This window comes from Proteus sp. fly-1067 (genome assembly GCF_040139345.1).
In the GTDB taxonomy this organism is placed as follows: domain Bacteria; phylum Pseudomonadota; class Gammaproteobacteria; order Enterobacterales; family Enterobacteriaceae; genus Proteus; species Proteus vulgaris_B.
In genome coordinates, this window is sequence record NZ_JBEEUL010000005.1 from 163,519 (window position 1) to 179,217 (window position 15,699).

Genomic DNA, 15,699 nt, shown 5'->3' on the forward strand with positions numbered 1-15,699 from the left:
TTATTGGTTACACTATTCTTTCAGATATTCATAATGTCTGTTTGCTGGTATGAGATATCAGCGGTTCACTTTTGGAAGGTAGAGGCATGTCAGAACAAACAATTATTTGGGATCTTGACCTGATCCATAAGTATAACTATTCAGGTCCTCGCTATACATCATACCCAACAGCATTGGAATTTAATCAACAATATGGTGATGTTGATTTTATCAAAGCGACTCAATGTTATCCTGAGCGCCCTTTATCACTTTATATCCATATTCCTTTCTGCCATAAGCTGTGTTATTTCTGCGGTTGTAATAAAATTATTACACGGCATAAACATAAAGCAGATGAGTATCTTGATGTTTTAGAAAAAGAAATTATTAATAGAGCTCGTTATTTTAAAGACAGAAAAGTGACTCAAATGCATTGGGGCGGGGGTACGCCTACTTTTCTGGGTAAGCAACAAATTAGTCGATTGGTTTCGCTATTACGTCAGCATTTTCATTTTGTCGATAATGCAGAGCTTTCTATTGAAATTGACCCACGTGAGATTGAATTAGATGTTATCGATCATTTGCGTAATGAAGGCTTTAACCGCCTGAGTATGGGAGTGCAAGATTTTAATAAAGAAGTACAACAAAAAGTAAATCGAGAGCAAGATGAAGCGTTTATTTTTGCATTAGTAGAGCGTGCGCGTGAAGTGGGTTTTCACTCCACCAGTATTGATTTAATTTATGGCTTACCTAAGCAAACCAAAGAGAGTTTTTCCTTTACATTAAAACGTGTCATTGAATTATCGCCAGATAGATTAAGTGTATTTAATTATGCTCATTTACCTAATTTATTTGCGGCTCAACGTAAAATTAAAGATGAAGACCTCCCTTTAGCGGAAGAAAAATTAGAAATATTACAAGAAACCATTTCTACACTGACGACAAACGGCTATCAATTTATTGGAATGGATCATTTTGCTAAGCCTGATGATGAATTAGCAGTAGCTCAGCGCAAAGGTATTTTACATCGTAATTTCCAAGGATATACCACTCATGAAGAGTGTGATTTATTAGGTATGGGTGTTTCTGCAATTAGTATGTTAGGAGATAACTATGCGCAAAATGAGAAGGTATTGAAAGAGTATTATACGCGTGTAAATAGTGAAGGTAATGCACTATGGCGAGGCTTATCACTGACTAATGATGATTGTATTCGCCGTGATGTAATTAAAACCTTAATTTGTAATTTTAATCTGCATTTTTCTGATATTGAAAAAATGCACGATATTGCCTTCCATGACTATTTTAAAGAAGATTTAGAATTACTTGTGCCAATGAAAGATGATGGCTTAATTGAAATAACAGCAGACGGCATTCAAGTAACACCAAGAGGACGTTTGCTTATTCGTAATATCTGCATGTGTTTTGATACCTATTTGCGAAATCAAATGCGCCAACGTCAATTCTCTCGTGTTATTTAAATAAAGAGGGGTAGAGGACTAATATTCGTCTATCCCTAATTCTTTTAATTTTCGGGTTAATGTATTTCTTCCCCAACCTAATAATCGTGCAGCATCTTGTTTATGGCCTTGTGTATAGGCTAAAGCACTGAGTAAAAGTGTCCGTTCAAACTGAGGTAATGCATTCGTTAGGATATTGTCTTTTCCTTCAGCTAATGCTTCGTCTGCCCATAATGAAAGATGTTGTGACCAATGTTGAGATGAAGCAATTCGACTGATATTTTTTGCTTTCTCATCGAGTTGGCGAATTTCTTGCGGTAAGTCTTGAGGCATAATTTCTTGGCTTGCGGTCATTACCGTTAGCCAGCGACATACATTCTCTAATTGTCTTACGTTACCGGACCAGTTGTATTCCATCATTATTTGTAAACTTTGTTGATGGAGTACTTTCGCTTCCACACCAAGCTCTTTTGCTGTTTTTTGCAAAAAGTAACGTGCTAAGTTTGGAATATCTTCTGTTCTATCTCGTAGTGGCGGTAATTGAATGCGAATAACATTGAGGCGATGATAGAGATCTTCACGAAAATCACCAGCCTGAACGCGTTTTTCTAAGTCTTGATGTGTAGCGGCAATAATACGTACATCAACTTTTACAGGGGCATAACCACCTACTCGATAAAATTGTCCTTCAGCAAGCACTCGTAGTAACCGTGTTTGAATATCAAGAGGCATATCACCAATTTCATCAAGAAAAAGAGAACCGCCATTTGCTTGTTCAAATCGTCCTTGGCGTACTTGAGAAGCACCGGTAAATGCCCCTTTTTCATGACCAAAAAGTTCTGATTCAATTAAATCTTTAGGAATAGCCGCCATATTGAGAGCAATAAAGGGAGAGGAAGCTCTTGGGCTGTGGCGATGTAATGCATGCGCGACTAGCTCTTTTCCTGTGCCCGATTCCCCATTAATCAGCACACTGATTGAGGAACGAGAAAGTCGCCCAATAATACGATAAACCTCCTGCATTGCAGGCGCTTCACCAATCATATCAGAAACAGATTGCAGAGTAGTTCCAGTCGTATTGGGCTGTTTTTGCTCGCGATAATGCGTAATTGCACGATCAATTAATGCCAATGTTTCGTCGATATCGAATGGCTTTGGTAAGTAATCAAAAGCTCCTTGTTGATAGGCATTAACAGCAGCATCGAGATCAGAATGTGCCGTCATGATAATAACGGGCAGAGTGGGATATTGTTCTTTAATTATTTTTAAAAGAGATAAACCATCAATATCAGGCATACGAATGTCTGATAACAACACATCAGGTATTTCTGTATTGAGTGCATTAAGCACATCATTCGCATGTTCAAAGGCTTTACAAGACATGCCTTCACGAGAAATGGCACGTTCAAGTACCCAGCGAATAGAGCTGTCATCATCAACAACCCATACATTTCCTTTTTGCATTGGTTATCTCCTACTTAATTGGTAAATAAATAGAAAATTCAGTATTTCCGGGCCAACTGGTAAATTCAATTTTACCTGCATGCTGATCCACTAAATTACGTGCAATTGATAATCCCAATCCATTTCCTCCTTCTCTACCGCTTACCATGGGATAAAAAAGTGTGTCTTGTAGATGAGGAGGAATACCATCACCAGTATCAATTACATCTATACGGGCAACAAGGCGATGACGTTCACCATGGAGTGTGACTTGAAAAGCAGTACGGGTACGCAAAATAATCGTCCCTCCTGTTTTTTCAACAGCTTGTAAAGCATTGCGTGTAATATTTAGGAGTACTTGTTCTATTTGATCTGGGTAATGTGATAACTCAGGCAAACTAGGATCGTAATCTTTTAACAAGGTGACATTTTCAGGGCATTCGAGAGAAATAAGTTGGGCCACACGCTCAACAACATGATGAATACTCTGATATGTTTTTGTTCCCGGGTGTTGGGGGCCGAGTAGTCTGTCCACCAGCACACGAAGGCGATCAGCTTGTTCAATAATGACTTGCGTATATTCTGTTAAGGCAGGATCGGGTAATGATTTTGCCAGCAATTGTGCAGCACCTCTTAACCCACCTAACGGATTTTTAATTTCATGTGCCAGCCCCCTAACCAATTCCCTCGCTGCCATCTGCTGTGCTTGTTGTATCTGCTCTTGGCTTAACCGGCGTTGACTATCCATAGGCGCCAGTTCCAGCAAAATGTGTTGCTCGGAAATAGGTTGGGCACTGAGCGACATTGTATGTGATTGGTTATTAACAACCAATATCACTTCATTGTCGGTAAAGCTTTGTCCACTCGCTAATGTTTCACGCATTAAATCAGCATCAAAAGAGTAATAACTGAATAAGGCGGTAAAAGGTGTTTCAAATAATTTTCGGCGACTTTGTGCTAAAACCTGTAACGCAGAATGATTCGCATAACAAATAATAAACTCTTTGTTGATAACCAATACTGAGTGTATCAATGAGTCCAAAATTAATGTGTTATCAGGTAAGTCTGCCGTTTCCATATTAAATACCTCGTTGCACCATTTTAGTGCATCTTACCTTTATTGCATTAATGAGCCAATGCGTAAGTGAATAGACGGACTCCTTAAGTGGGAGAAAAGTGCCCATCCGAAGATGGGCAAAATAGCTTCACGGCAAAAAAAACAGTTTTACATCTTGGCTTAAGTTTTTATCAGTAAAATTTAACTTAAGCGCTGTAATACATTTCAAATTCAAGAGGATGTGGAGCCATACGTACACGTTGAACATCTGCACGTAATAATTCTAAATAAGCATCAATAGCATCGTCAGTAAAGACGCCACCGCGGGTTAAGAATTCACGATCGGCATTTAGTGTATTTAATGCTTCCTCTAATGAACCTGCGACAGTTGGGATCTCTTTTGCTTCTTCTGGCGGTAAATCGTAGAGGTTTTTATCCATAGCATCACCAGGGTGAATTTTATTGATAATGCCATCAAGACCAGCCATTAACTGAGCGGCAAACGCAAGATAAGGGTTTGCTAATGGATCAGGGAAGCGAACTTCAATACGGCGTGCTTTCATGCTGGCAACCACTGGAATACGAATTGATGCCGAACGGTTACGTGCGGAGTAAGCCAACATAACAGGGGCTTCAAAACCTGGAACTAAACGTTTATAAGAGTTAGTTGTTGGGTTAGTAAATGCATTTAGCGCACGAGCGTGTTTGATAATACCGCCGATGTAATACAGCGCCATTTCAGATAATCCGCCGTATTTGTCGCCTGCGAATAGGTTTACACCGTTTTTAGACAGAGACATATGGCAGTGCATGCCTGAGCCATTATCACCTACTAGCGGTTTTGGCATAAAGGTCGCTGTTTTACCAAATACATGAGCTACATTTTGTACCACGTATTTATAAATTTGGGTTTCATCTGCTTTTTTGGTCATGGTATTGAAGCGAGTCGCCACTTCGTTTTGACCTGCTGTTGCCACTTCATGATGGTGTGCTTCAACCACTAAGCCCATTTCTTCCATAATGTTACACATGGTAGAACGAATATCTTGTGATGAATCAACAGGTGGCAGTGGGAAATAGCCGCCTTTAACCATAGGGCGGTGCCCTTTGTTACCGTCTTCATATTTAGTGTTGGTGTTCCAAGCCGCTTCAATATCATTAATAGCGTAAGAAGCGCCTGAAATATCGTTTTTAAAACGAATATCATCAAACAAGAAGAATTCTGGTTCTGGCCCAAACAGTACTGTGTCTGCAATACCACTTGATTTTAAATAATCTTCAGCACGTTTTGAAATAGAGCGTGGGTCGCGATCATAACCTTTCATTGTGCCTGGTTCTAGCACATCACAACGAATAATCAGGGTTGGGTCTTGAAAAAATGGGTCTAGCATTGCGGTTGTTGCATCTGGCATCAGCACCATGTCTGATTCGTTAATGCCTTTCCAGCCACCAATAGAGGAACCATCGAACATTTTTCCTTCTTCAAAGAAATCATCGTTAACCTGATGAGCCGGAATAGTAAGATGTTGTTCTTTACCGCGGGTATCAGTGAAACGTAAGTCAATATATCTAACTTTATGTTCTTCAATCATGGATAACACATGTTCAAGGGACATAGAAACTCTCCTGGCGAATGGTTTTATTGAGTGCAGTGGCCTTACACATTTTTCGGTGAATTTTTTGCTCACCTAAATTCTATTGCGAAAAGCATGCCAACTTATCTAAAAAGGGATATATACTGTATTGATGAAGTTTAGTGTAGAATATCTCCTGTGATTTTTTAATTATTGCACAAAGTTGGTGCAAATTAAGCCTAATTAGTTGCACTATTTTGGTGCAATCGAACGGATGCTACTAAATTCTGAGGCGTGAAAAGGATCACAATTCAATTAATTGCATATTGTTAAGCAATCATTATTGTGATCTTGTTTAGTCTCTCGTCTAAAGCGTGTACAATACTGCGCTTATTTCTACAATGCCTGAGGCAAATTTTGTGATCGAAAACTTGCGTAATATCGCCATCATCGCCCACGTTGACCATGGTAAAACAACTATCGTCGATAAATTACTACAGCAATCTGGTACGTTCGGTGAACGTGAAACCGTTGCTGAGCGCGTGATGGACTCAAATGATCTCGAAAGAGAGCGCGGAATTACTATTCTTGCGAAAAATACAGCGATTAAATGGAATGACTATCGTATCAATATCGTAGATACCCCAGGACACGCCGACTTCGGTGGTGAGGTAGAACGCGTTATGTCTATGGTAGACTGCGTTCTATTGCTGGTTGACGCGATGGATGGCCCAATGCCACAAACTCGTTTTGTGACACAAAAAGCATTTGCTAACAACTTAAAACCTATTGTTGTTATCAATAAAGTTGACCGCCCTGGTGCGCGTCCAGACTGGGTTGTTGATCAGGTATTTGACCTGTTCGTAAACTTAGGTGCAACTGACGAACAACTTGATTTCCCAATTATCTATGCATCTGCATTAAACGGTATTGCGGGAACAGATTACAATGACATGGCTGAAGATATGACTCCGTTATATGAAGCTATTGTCAAATATGTAGAGCCACCAAAAGTGGATCTGGAAGGTACATTCCAGATGCAAATTTCTCAGTTGGACTACAACAACTACATGGGTGTTATCGGTATCGGTCGTATTAAGCGTGGTAAGGTTAAACCTAACCAACAAGTGACTATCATCGATAGTGAAGGTAATACCCGTAACGGTAAAGTCGGTAAAGTTTTAGGCCATTTAGGCTTAGAGCGTATCGAAGTTGATGTTGCTGAAGCTGGCGATATCATCGCAATCACTGGTTTAGGTGAACTGAATATCTCTGATACGATTTGTGAAGTGGGTGCTGTTGAAGCGCTACCTGCATTAGCCGTTGATGAACCAACTGTTAGCATGTATTTCTGTGTTAATACTTCACCATTCTGTGGTCGTGAAGGTAAATTCGTGACTTCTCGTCAGATTTTAGATCGTCTGAAAAAAGAGTTAGTCCATAACGTTGCATTACGTGTAGAAGAAACTGAAGATCCAGATGCATTCCGTGTATCAGGTCGTGGTGAGCTTCACCTGTCAGTTCTGATTGAAAATATGCGTCGTGAAGGTTACGAATTAGGTGTATCTCGTCCTAAAGTTATCTTCCGTGATATTGACGGTCGTAAACAAGAGCCTTTCGAACAAGTTACTATCGATATTGAAGAGCAACACCAAGGTGATGTGATGCAAGCGATGGGTGAGCGTAAAGGCGAAATGCGTGATATGCAACCAGATGGTAAAGGACGTGTACGTTTAGACTACATTATCCCTAGCCGTGGTCTGATTGGTTTCCGTACTGAATTTATGACCATGACATCAGGTACTGGTTTACTGTATGCAACATTCAGTCATTATGATGATGTTCGTCCAGGTGAAATCGGTCGCCGTAATAACGGTGTTATGATCTCTAATGGCCAAGGTAAAGCCGTTGCTTACGCCCTGTATAGCTTACAAGACCGCGGTAAATTATTCGTTACTCATGGTGCAGAAGTGTATGAAGGCCAAGTAATTGGTATTCATACTCGCTCTAATGACTTAACAGTAAACTGCTTAACAGGTAAAAAGCTAACTAACATGCGTGCTTCTGGTACAGATGAGGCGACAACGCTGACTCCACACCTGAAACAAACATTAGAACAAGCATTAGAATTTATTGATGACGATGAGTTAGTTGAAGTTACTCCGCAGTCTATTCGTCTGCGTAAGCGTTATCTGTCAGAAAATGATCGTCGCCGCGCTTATCGTAGCAAAGACTAATTCGTTATTCTGATAACATAATTCTTAGGGCGCGTTTAGCGCCCTGAGTTTATACTCGGCATACTTCACGTTACAGTGGCGTTGACTATGCTCAGTTAGTCGAGACATAGCTTATCTATTCTATGTTCTCCGGCTATCTTCATTTATCGCCTGCCTGTAACTCAAATTATGTAGAGTAGATGTTGCTATAAGACGAATGCGGTGGAAACTAATCCCCACCGCATAAGTTCTCTCTTTTTCCCTGCCTTTTCTTATTTTTTATCCCTTGTCTGCATTTACAACTTAATCGTTGTACAAGTCACCAATACTATTTCGAAGCACAGATGAAAGCAGTCTCATTTTTCCTCTATCCCAATCCTTTTTTATGTTTTACAAAAAAATTAAGTGTGATTATTGTACTTTTTTAGCGTTTAAGCCTGTTCAGTAAAGCGATTTATGATTAAAGTAAAATGAGTTTTCTATTATGGAGAGGATTTATGCTTTATATCTTTGATATGGGTAATGTGATTATTGATATCGATTTTAACCGGGTATTCGCAGTATGGAGTAAACTCAGTGGTGTTCCATTAGCGAACATAAAAAAGAACTTCACCACAGGAGAGATCTTTAAATTACACGAACGCGGCAATATTACAGACATCGAATTTGCAGAAGAAATCAGCTCAGAATTAGGGATGAGCCTAAGCTTTGAGCAATTTGCTGAAGGCTGGCAAGCTATTTTTATCGCAGTTCGCCCCGAAGTTATTGATATAATGAATAAATTAAGAGAGCAAGGACATCGGGTTGTTGTGTTATCGAATACTAATCGCTTACACCAAGATTATTGGCCTGAGCATTATCCTGAAATTGCGGCTTCTGCAGATTTCCTCTATCTATCTCAAGATATTGGAATGAGAAAGCCAGATCCTGAAATCTATAAATATGTTTTACAGTCTGAAGACATTGAAGCACAAGATGCCGTTTTCTTTGATGATATAAAAGCAAATGTTGATGCAGCAATTGCAGTAGGCATGAAAGGTGTACATGTTATTGATAAACACACAGTCATTGACTATTTCAAAGATTACGATTTTACTCTCCCAGTAGAAGAATAATGCTATCTTAAGGATAACAATAGATTGAATTTGTTATCCTTTTTTATTGATTTATTTTGGAGAGAGCATGATTGCGTTAATTCAACGAGTGACACAGGCAAACGTGGATATTGCTGGTGAAACAGTCGGCGCTATTAATCAAGGATTATTGGTTTTATTAGGTGTAGAGAAAGACGACAACGAACAGAAAGCCAAAAGACTATGTGAAAAAGTATGTGGTTATCGCATCTTTAGTGATGAAAATGACAAAATGAACCTAAATGTGCAACAAGCTGGTGGTAGTTTATTAGTTGTCTCTCAATTCACACTTGCCGCGGAAACACAAAAAGGTATGCGTCCAGGATTTTCAAATGGTGCGCCCCCAGAATTAGCGAAAAATCTCTATCACTACTTTATTGAACAATGTCAGCTACAAGGTTTAGAAACGCAAACAGGCCAATTTGCCGCAGATATGCAAATCACACTGACTAATGATGGCCCAGTCACCTTTTGGTTGCAGGTATAACGTCGAACGCACAGTCGTGTTAAAAGGAGCTCAGATATGTACCATTTACGGACACCAAAGACAGAGGCGGAATTTGATGCCTATTATGCTTTTCGTTGGGAAATGCTTCGTAAACCTCTACATCAACCTGAAGGCTCTGAAAAAGACGGTTATGACACCTTTGCTCATCACCAAATGGTTGTTGATGAAATAGGGCAACCCGTTGCAATTGGGCGACTTTATATTAATGCGGATAACGAAGGGGCTATCCGCTTTATGGCAGTACGCACTGATGCGCAAGGTAAAGGCTTAGGTACTCTTGTTGCTATGGCTTTAGAGTCATTGGCTCGCCAAGAAGGTATAAAACGGATCGTGTGTAGTGCAAGAGAAGAGTCTGTAAGCTTCTTTGAAAAATTGGGTTATGAAAATTGTGGCTTAGTTACAGGTCCACAAACGACACCCATAAAGCATTTCTTTATGAAAAAAAGTATTGAGTCCTTAGATGATATTCTTCATCGGCCTGATTGGTGTGCTGAATTACAAAAACAATGGCATCAACATATCCCATTAAGTGAAAAAATGGGGTTGCGCATTACTCAATACACTGGCACTCGTTTTTATACCACTATTCCTGAAGCAGGAAATCAAAACCCCCATCACACCATTTTTGCTGGTAGCCAATTTTCACTTGCCACCTTAACAGGTTGGGGATTGATTTGGTTATTAATGCAAGAGCATAAATTACAAGGTGATATTGTGTTGGTGGATGCCCATATTCGTTATCGAAAACCCGTTTCTGGGCGTCCTGCCGCCGTTGCTGATATGGAAAATCTAAGTGGTGATTTAGGGCGATTAGCTAAAGGGAGCAAGGCACGCATCAAGTTAGATGTCGATATTTGTGGTGATGAAGGGGTTGGTGCTGTTTTTAGTGGTACTTATATTGTTTTACCTGCACAAAATAAGCAATGTTAGGTGATTGAGGTTAATTGATTGAATTTAATTGTTTTTTATCTTTTTTGCGTTAAGGCGTGTGGATAATTAATCTATACTTTAATACTTATCTTATTAGGTTTGCCACAAAAATTCGTCCTTTAAGGCAAGGAGAATGCCAAAGTGTTTCTATCGCGATCCAATTGATGTATATTTCGCAGTTTACGGAGGGAAGCATGGACACCAATTTATCTACTCGTCTTAATAAATATATCAGTGAAAGCGGGATCTGCTCACGTCGTGAGGCTGACCGTTATATTGAGCAAGGACTTGTCCTTATTAATGGCAAACGCGCCGGTATTGGCGACCAAGTATTTGCTGGTGATGAAGTCAAAGTTAATGGTCGATTGATTGAAGCACAGGATAATTCTGAGTTGGTGCTGATTGCGCTGAATAAACCTGTGGGTATTGTCAGTACCACAGATGATGGCGAAAAAGATAATATTGTTGATTATGTTAACCACAGTACCCGTATTTTCCCAATTGGGCGTTTAGATAAAGATTCACAGGGATTGATTTTCCTAACTAACCACGGTGATTTAGTCAATAAAATCTTACGTGCAGGTAACGATCACGAAAAAGAGTACCTTGTGACAGTGAATAAACCGATCACTGATGAGTTTATTCATGGAATGGGCGCAGGCGTTCCTATCATGGGACAAAAAACCAAGAAATGTAAGGTCAAGAAAGAAGCGCCAATGGTGTTTCGTATTACCTTAGTTCAAGGATTAAATCGCCAAATTCGTCGTATGTGTGAATATTTTGGTTATGAAGTCACTAAGCTTGAACGTGTTCGTATTATGAATGTGAGTTTATCGGGATTGCCTGTTGGTGAATGGCGTGATCTGACCGATGATGAACTGATTACCTTATTTGAAGCGATTGAAAAATCAACGTCTGAAGTACCACCAAAAGCAAAACAAAGTAAACCTAAAAAACAAATCAGTAGTAATGCAAAAGCCTTGGGTATTCATATTCCTCAAACAAAAACCAAAGAAACGGAAAATAACTCTCGTAAGCGCTTTGTTCAGCCGGGTCGAAAAAAGAAAAAACGCTAATATCATCTCTGTAAATACGATAAAAACAAAAAAACACCTGGAAGGGTGTTTTTTGTTTGTTCTATTTAGGTATTAATAAAATTAGTCTAAATTCAACTCATCTAATTTGTTTTGACGACGTTCAAGCACAATCGCGGCAAGTTCGGCATCCATAACCCGTTCAATTAAGGCGTCATAGTCTTCTTTAGATAGGCAATAGAACAACGGAGTTTTGTTGTCATCACACACAAGCAGTGTGCTGTTATCTTCAAGTGCAGTTAAAGGAGATTGTTGAAACGTGTTTAAAGATATTTTTTCAGGGGAAAAATCTTCGTCAGACATGAAAACTCCACAATAAAGAAAAGGGCAATAGCGCATTGTAACGCTTTTTATTAAGGGAGCAATCCGTGCTCCTGCGAAAGATCAATATTATAGGTGATTAATTATTTCGCCATTTTGTATTTCTGAATTGAGTATTTGTTGCTCACCTTTACTTCCAGTTAATGTGCCATTGAGTGTTGATATCACTGGAATTGCACGTAAATTACCTTTCAGTTTTAGTGTAAATTGGCCTATTTCATCAGAGTAGGTTGTTTTTAAACCTAATGTATAAGGCGTTGATAAAGGCACATTGAGTCCATTAGCAATGAGTGAGAACTGACGTTGTTGGTTAGATTGCACTAAACCTGCTGAGCCTCGCACAATACCATCACCAATAAAGGCCGAATATTGCTCAATAATTGCATTATCTTGCTGAGTGACAATATTTAGATCAGGGCGACGTAATTCAATTCTATTTAATGTTCCACTATCTGCATTTAATATAGCTGAACCTTGCCATAATCCCCATTCACCTTCTTTTGCAATAATTAAATTTTGTAGTTTTCCTGTTAATCCTGTGAATTGGAAAGGAAACTCTGGTGTGATATCAATTAAAATTGATTGGTTTATGGATAACTGTTCGATAGTAATATTTTGAATATCACTGCTGTTATTAATAGGCTTAGCTAAAAAAGCGAGCCAATCTTCAGGGAGTGTGTATAAAAGGCCTGAAAGTGTCGCTTCATGAATAGAAATAGTTTTCGAGTCTTTATTCCAATTCCCCGCAAGTTTAATTAAGCCTTTTTCATAACGTAAACTAAGATTATCAAGATTGAGTTGATTGTTTTGCTGATTCAGTTTTGCGATAAGATCAGTGAAATGTTCATCTTGGAAAACAACGTCATTTGCGTTGAGTTCACCCGTTGTGAATGTTAGATTTTTATCCCAATCAAACTGAGAAAATTGACCATCAAAACCACTTATTGCCCATTGCTTTCCTTCAGCCGTAAAATCAACAATATTAAGTGCTCTTATGCTAATGCGTGGGTATTTAGAGATTGATTGTATTAAATCACTGAAGGTTTGAGAGGATTGCCAACGTAAGCCATTCATATAAACTTCATCAAACTTCCATTGATTATTTTGATACTGACCACTTAATGAGAGTGAGCCATTAAGTAAACGCGTTCCTAGTTTTTCTATTTGAATATTATTTGGTTGATATTGACCAGAAATAATGAAATTACTGAATTCATTATTATTTATCGTGCCATTAGCAATGGAAAATTGAAAATGGCCTGCACCAATAAAATCTTCCGATGTAGGTGCCCAAGGTGTAATTCCCCCCGTCACTTTTTTCGCTTCGAAAGAAAAATCTGCATTGGTGCTGTTTAAAATCATATTTTTAAATTGCAGAATATCAGCACTTAACGGTATTGATGGAGCCTTATTAGTAAATTCAATATTGCCATTTTCTAATGTGATTTTTTGCAGGTGAGAAGGGGCGGTAAAAAATTGCCAATTAAGTCGAATCTGTGCTGATTTTGCGAATACAGTTGTTTTGTCTTGCTTAGGGTTAACAGAGAGATCATGAACAATAACTTGTTCGGGTTGCATAAGGTCATGTTCAATACCTGAGAAGCGAATATCGTAATCAGTATATTGTGTTAGCCATTCACTTGTTTTTTGCGCTCCCCACTGAGTTTGAATAAAAGCGTAAATTATGATAATAAATAAAATAACGATAAGTATCAGAGATACCATACTTTTCATCAGCCAGCGCATTGCCCTTCTCCTGTTTTAGACTCCATCAAAACATTATACAGTTATGCCTGAAAATTGGGTGATGCTCAAGTATTGATCGGTTAAATCAAAGTGTTTAGAGTGGTTGATTAGTAATAGTCTTGATCATTTCTTTTAGACTGTCAGATTGTGGTTGTTTTACGTCTAAATAAGGCTGTACCTCTGCTAGTATTTCTTTAATTAATTGATATTGTTGTAGCTCTTTGGTGTTTAAATTTTCTTTATCTAATTTTAATTTATTTGCGTAATTAATTAACTGAGTAATTAGTGCATTAGGTTCAATTTTGCCTGAGCGATAAACATCATAGAAATTAGGTAATATATGAGCTTGTATTGGTAAATATTCAAAAGTATAAGTCAGATAGTCTGCCTTATCCTTTTGTTCAGAACAATTAAGATTAGGGTTGTCTAAAAAGTTATTTAAATCTTTTTTAATATATTCTAAATTGAAGTCAGCAACAGATTTATTTCCTAAATAAGTAAATTTATGGTCACTATTAAATAACGAAAGAAGAGAATCTTTGAGATAAGTAAAAAATTGCCCAATAGTTTGTATATGAAAATCTTGAGTAGATGGATGACTTTTTAAGTACTCGAGTGCAGGGTTTTTAATTGGGATCAATGGTGTAGTCATGTTATTTTCCTTTGATTTTCAGTATTGAGATAAAGATTTACCGTAACTCAAAGGGCAATACTTTTATAAAAATACCATTGGCCTAAAGATGATAAATAAAGCGCTATTTTCATAATCCAAAATAGCGCTTTACTCATTTGTTGCTAGTTAATAATTATTTTTCCGGAGGGAAAATTAGATTTAAAATAATTGCCGTTAATCCCCCAGCAGCAATACCTGATGATAGCAATGTTTTTAGCCAATCAGGGGCAAATTGTAATATTTGAGGTTGTTGGGAAACCCCTAACCCTACCGCAAGTGAAATAGCAAGGATCATAATAGCTCGGCGGTTTAATGCCTCTTTAGACACAATACGTACACCGGACGCAGCTATCGTACCGAACATCACTAATGTGGCTCCGCCTAATACAGGCTCAGGAATTCGTTGCACAAATTCTGCAACAAAAGGAAATAAACCCAAAACAACCAACATGGCGGCAACAACATAGCCCACATAACGACTGGCAACACCCGTTAATTGAATAACACCGTTATTTTGACCAAAACAAGAGTTTGGGAATGTATTGAAAAATGCTGAAACCATGGAGTTAATTCCATTAGCTAATACGCCCCCTTTAATGCGCTTCATATACAAAGGACCACTGACGGGTTGCTCTGAAACATCAGACGTTGCTGTGATATCACCAATGGTTTCTAGCGAAGTGATCATAAACACGAGCATTAAGGGAATAAGCAGATGCCAATCAAATGATAGCCCATAATAAAACGGTTCAGGAATAGTCATCATTGGTGTTTCTTGATGCTCTACTGGTGTTGGCAACATATCCAGTGCCCAAGCAAGAATATAACCCACAGCCATAGCTATGACTAAAGAGGCAACACGTAAATAAGGATTTTTTTGTCGATTCAGTAAAATAATAACAATGAGAACCGAGCCGGCTAGTAATAAGTTCTGTGGCGAACCAAAAGTATTATTTTCAATAGCTGCATAGCCGCCACCAATAGAGGTTAACCCCACTTGGATTAACGAAAGACCAATAATCATCACGACTACACCAGATACTAAAGGCGTTATGATACGTCTTGCCAAGTGAAGTACGCGTGAAAGGACGATTTCTGTTAACGAGGCGACCATTAAAGTTCCAAAAAGGGCGGCCATCATTGTTGGGATATCAGCCCCTCCATTTTTAAGTGCTAATCCCCCCATAATTAAAGGTGCAACAAAGTTAAAGCTAGTTCCTTGAATCGATAATAATCCTGAACCAATTGGCCCCCATGCCCGAATTTGAATAAGTGAGGCAATACCTGATGCAAATAAAGACATGCTGATAATACGTTGGGTATCGTGTGCAGGTAATCCTAAGGCTTGGCAAATTAAAATTGCGGGAGTAATAACCGCGACAAACATGGCTAAAAGGTGCTGACATGCAGCAAAAAGCGTTTGAGCTAATGGAGGCTTTTCTTCTAAAGCAAAAAGAAGTTCGCTATTTTTTTTAACTGAAACATCACTATCTTTAGGCAATTTTTGATTTTCTGAAGTAACCATGGTGTGAATTTCTTATTCGACAAAAACGGTATTTTAATGA

13 protein-coding genes are annotated in these 15,699 nt (G+C 38.6%); 6 read left to right on the forward strand and 7 right to left on the reverse strand.

The genetic code is table 11. The features are described 5' to 3' along the window. Nucleotides 1–86 precede the first annotated feature (86 nt). Nucleotides 87–1,460 carry an oxygen-independent coproporphyrinogen III oxidase gene (gene hemN, locus ABN217_RS09505; protein WP_349459349.1) on the forward strand — a complete coding sequence of 458 codons (1,374 nt, stop codon included), beginning with the start codon at nt 87–89 and terminating at the stop codon, nt 1,458–1,460. Nucleotides 1,461–1,478: 18 nt separating this feature from the next. Here the strand turns inward: hemN and glnG are convergent, their stop codons facing one another. The 3 genes from glnG to glnA all read right to left on the reverse strand — a co-directional run bounded on the left by glnG (nt 1,479) and on the right by glnA (nt 5,555). Next, nucleotides 1,479–2,903: a nitrogen regulation protein NR(I) gene (gene glnG / locus ABN217_RS09510; RefSeq protein WP_340894241.1), complete on the reverse strand. Its 1,425-nt coding sequence runs from the start codon at nt 2,901–2,903 to the stop codon at nt 1,479–1,481. A gap of 10 nt (nt 2,904–2,913) precedes the next feature. Beyond that, nucleotides 2,914–3,960 (reverse strand): nitrogen regulation protein NR(II), encoded by a 1,047-nt coding sequence (gene glnL / locus ABN217_RS09515; RefSeq protein ID WP_197269782.1) that lies wholly within the window; start codon nt 3,958–3,960, stop codon nt 2,914–2,916. Nucleotides 3,961–4,145: 185 nt separating this feature from the next. Then, nucleotides 4,146–5,555, reverse strand: a complete 1,410-nt coding sequence (glnA, locus tag ABN217_RS09520; RefSeq protein ID WP_072068833.1) for a glutamate--ammonia ligase — start codon at nt 5,553–5,555, stop codon at nt 4,146–4,148. Nucleotides 5,556–5,914: 359 nt separating this feature from the next. Between glnA and typA the strand changes: the two genes are divergently transcribed. The 5 genes from typA (at nt 5,915) to rluF (ending at nt 11,376) form a co-directional block, all read left to right on the forward strand. Then, nucleotides 5,915–7,750 carry a ribosome-dependent GTPase TypA gene (gene typA / locus ABN217_RS09525; protein WP_072068832.1) on the forward strand — a complete coding sequence of 612 codons (1,836 nt, stop codon included), beginning with the start codon at nt 5,915–5,917 and terminating at the stop codon, nt 7,748–7,750. A gap of 476 nt (nt 7,751–8,226) precedes the next feature. Further along, nucleotides 8,227–8,844 (forward strand): glucose-1-phosphatase, encoded by a 618-nt coding sequence (gene yihX / locus ABN217_RS09530; RefSeq protein ID WP_072068831.1) that lies wholly within the window; start codon nt 8,227–8,229, stop codon nt 8,842–8,844. A 67-nt stretch (nt 8,845–8,911) separates the two neighbouring features. Next, nucleotides 8,912–9,349 (forward strand): D-aminoacyl-tRNA deacylase, encoded by a 438-nt coding sequence (gene dtd, locus ABN217_RS09535; protein WP_072068830.1) that lies wholly within the window; start codon nt 8,912–8,914, stop codon nt 9,347–9,349. A gap of 36 nt (nt 9,350–9,385) precedes the next feature. Beyond that, entirely contained in the window at nt 9,386–10,300 is a 915-nt protein-coding gene (fabY, locus tag ABN217_RS09540; RefSeq protein WP_072068829.1) for a fatty acid biosynthesis protein FabY, read from the forward strand. Nucleotides 10,301–10,494: 194 nt separating this feature from the next. After that, on the forward strand, nt 10,495–11,376 hold the full coding sequence (gene rluF / locus ABN217_RS09545; protein WP_196554384.1) for a 23S rRNA pseudouridine(2604) synthase RluF: 882 nt from the start codon (nt 10,495–10,497) through the stop codon (nt 11,374–11,376). 81 nt (nt 11,377–11,457) lie between these two features. On the opposite strand, the gene ABN217_RS09550 is transcribed toward rluF, so the two are convergent. The 4 genes from ABN217_RS09550 to ABN217_RS09565 form a co-directional block, all read right to left on the reverse strand. Next, on the reverse strand, nt 11,458–11,697 hold the full coding sequence (locus ABN217_RS09550; protein WP_072068827.1) for a hypothetical protein: 240 nt from the start codon (nt 11,695–11,697) through the stop codon (nt 11,458–11,460). An 87-nt stretch (nt 11,698–11,784) separates the two neighbouring features. Next, on the reverse strand, nt 11,785–13,461 hold the full coding sequence (locus ABN217_RS09555; RefSeq protein WP_197269785.1) for an AsmA family protein: 1,677 nt from the start codon (nt 13,459–13,461) through the stop codon (nt 11,785–11,787). Between the two features lie 94 nt (nt 13,462–13,555). Then, entirely contained in the window at nt 13,556–14,113 is a 558-nt protein-coding gene (locus ABN217_RS09560) for a hypothetical protein (protein WP_349459350.1), read from the reverse strand. A gap of 154 nt (nt 14,114–14,267) precedes the next feature. After that, nucleotides 14,268–15,659, reverse strand: a complete 1,392-nt coding sequence (locus tag ABN217_RS09565) for a uracil-xanthine permease family protein (RefSeq protein WP_196554381.1) — start codon at nt 15,657–15,659, stop codon at nt 14,268–14,270. Nucleotides 15,660–15,699: the final 40 nt, after the last annotated feature.